This window comes from Nodosilinea sp. LEGE 07088 (genome assembly GCF_015207395.1).
In the GTDB taxonomy this organism is placed as follows: domain Bacteria; phylum Cyanobacteriota; class Cyanobacteriia; order Phormidesmidales; family Phormidesmidaceae; genus Nodosilinea.
Map to the genome: position 1 here is coordinate 1 of NZ_JADEWX010000341.1, position 2,301 is coordinate 2,301.

Sequence of the window (2,301 nt, forward strand, 5' to 3'; positions counted from 1 at the left end):
AGTTATGGACCGACTGGGCACTCCAACTGATAGCGCTCAAACCCCATAAACATCGCTATTTTCAGCGTGGTCTCTATGCTCTATCCCTGATGCAGCAAGCTCTTTAGGTACGTTGTCACCCGTTAAGCTAATCTTGTTTACCCTGAAATCAACGTGCAAGTTGAATACCCTCGAAAATGATTCAGAAACTAGGCTTTGGGGTGCATTGTATAGAGAAATCGAGTAGATTAGCTTTGTGGTCTACCTTTCCGACGTGGCAATGGAAAATAGAGAAAATTCGCCACATCAGAACAACCCATCTCTCTCACCCCCCCTCCTCTGAATCCTGGAGCCTCTCATGAAGAGGAATTGTTGCAAATTCAGCAACGACGTCAGGAAATAGAGGAACGTGAGTTGAAAATAAAGAAGAGAGAAGATGCGTTAAATAGCCATGACATGGAACTCTTGAAGCTAAGACATCAACTTGGCATGGAGAGGTTTAAATTATGCGCCAAGACACTCGTCAGCCTGAGTGCTTTAATCATAGGTCTCGAATTACACACGAATGAAGACAATTTAGGTGCTTTCCTAATAGGATCAGGATTGGGAGGTTTTGGGGTTACCATGGCTACTGGAACGAGCTTGGGCTCAAAGAATGATGACGACTAGTAGTAGTACTTTTTTACTATAGATGCGGAATTTGTTCAGGAACAAGAGGGTAAAGCATAGCGCATTGGCTGTATCGGCCACTGTCTTAGCCTTGTGCCTGCTATTTCTGGGCGGGCTTGGTAGAGATAGAAATATTTTAAAAGCGAAAGAAGCTCGTTTTTTCCTTTTTTTGGCTGGTTTCAGTAGTGCATTTACATACGAACTAGTTGGCCAATCATTGCCTGAAGGCAGGAAGAGGCTTCAGAATCGAAGAAAAAGTAATTCACACAAGGGCAACCAAGAAAATCTCAGTTCTTCTAAGAAAGGTTTGTTGCCTCGGGATAAGGCGACGTCGTTAAGGCTCCACAAGAAAACCAATAAGAATAATCGAAATATTCTGTATCTACTGATTGTTATTGCTTCAGGTTTTAGTTTACATTTAGCAACCTCTCCGAGGAATCTTATCTTCTCAGGCAATCAACATAAAAGTATTATGACAGGGGATATTGAGGATCTCTTGGAACGGAGTGTTGACAATTGGTTGGAGGAGCTATCTCTGCCTCAGCAAGAGCCGCAAAATATACAACCTGAGCCTCAATACCCACCAGAGATTAATTCACCCCTTCAAAAGTCTCCTCAATATCAAGAGAACCTGCTTAATTGGCCTGAAAGCACCCAGACTTCGCCACAAAACATTAAAGTGAGCCCATCTCCGGAAAGTCCAAGCCTTGATGAGCCAAAGACTTCTACTGAGACTTTGCCAAATCGTGTGGTTGAATCACAAACCGTAGAAGAGAATTTAGATATCGGGCCAAGGATTCCCTCTCTCCAAGAGAATCAACAGTTTCTCAATGAACCTGTTGAACCAACAGATCATATTTATCAATTCTTTGAAAATGAACTTGCTGGGGGTTGGGTTGATTTTGATGATTCTTCCGGAGTAGTTTTTCAAGCTTTTGAAAGCTTGGCAGAACAGCAATTGCTGATGAATTCACCGCGTGTCAATGTTTTTCAGTATTCTATAGCTGGTGTTCCATTGCTTGAGTTTAGTGACTCAGTTGCTTTCTTACCTGGCAATACTGTTACTGTTGTCTCAGAAGTAAATGAAACTCAACATATTATAGGGATTGAAAGTGTTTCATCTTCTCAGGGAGAGAAGCTTGAAATCGATCTTCGGGACAGTCTGATTGAATCTGTCTTTGAAGCTGCTGCCAGGTATAATCCCCCTGCTCAAGAAGGAATTAACACTAACAATGAACTTGTGACTGATGATGCTATTCCCGGTGAGCCAATTTCACCTTTGCAGCGAAGAGGCACTGGTGCAGGAAGTCGATAAGATATCGCTGTTGATGAGCATGTGTTGACGGCTTCGCTTACAGTAGCTATCTTCCGGCAGATGGAGAATTGGTTAGCTCGATTCTTCACCCTAATAATGCCAAACTATGCAATCCCACTAAAGCGGTGGTGCTTCTGCGGCAACGGGTTCTGATTTTGGCAGCGGCGGTAGGGCGATTGGTTCAGGTAGTCGCATCCAGTCTGAGAGTAGGTTGCCGCAGGCCGAACAGGTGGCTGATGGGCTCAGCCAAGTCGTGACGGGTGCGCCGCAATGGTTGCAGCGGGGTGGTTTGAGCCAGCCAGCCCTTTGGGCCCAACCCCGGCCCACCAGCCAAACCC

At 44.7% G+C, this 2,301-nt stretch carries 2 protein-coding genes; both read left to right on the forward strand.

All coding sequences use genetic code 11. The features are described 5' to 3' along the window. Nucleotides 1-351 precede the first annotated feature (351 nt). Complete coding sequence (locus IQ254_RS30760; protein WP_193969934.1) at nt 352-648, forward strand: hypothetical protein; 297 nt, start codon at nt 352-354, stop codon at nt 646-648. 64 nt (nt 649-712) lie between these two features. Further along, nucleotides 713-1,963: a hypothetical protein gene (locus tag IQ254_RS30765; RefSeq protein ID WP_193969935.1), complete on the forward strand. Its 1,251-nt coding sequence runs from the start codon at nt 713-715 to the stop codon at nt 1,961-1,963. Nucleotides 1,964-2,301: the final 338 nt, after the last annotated feature.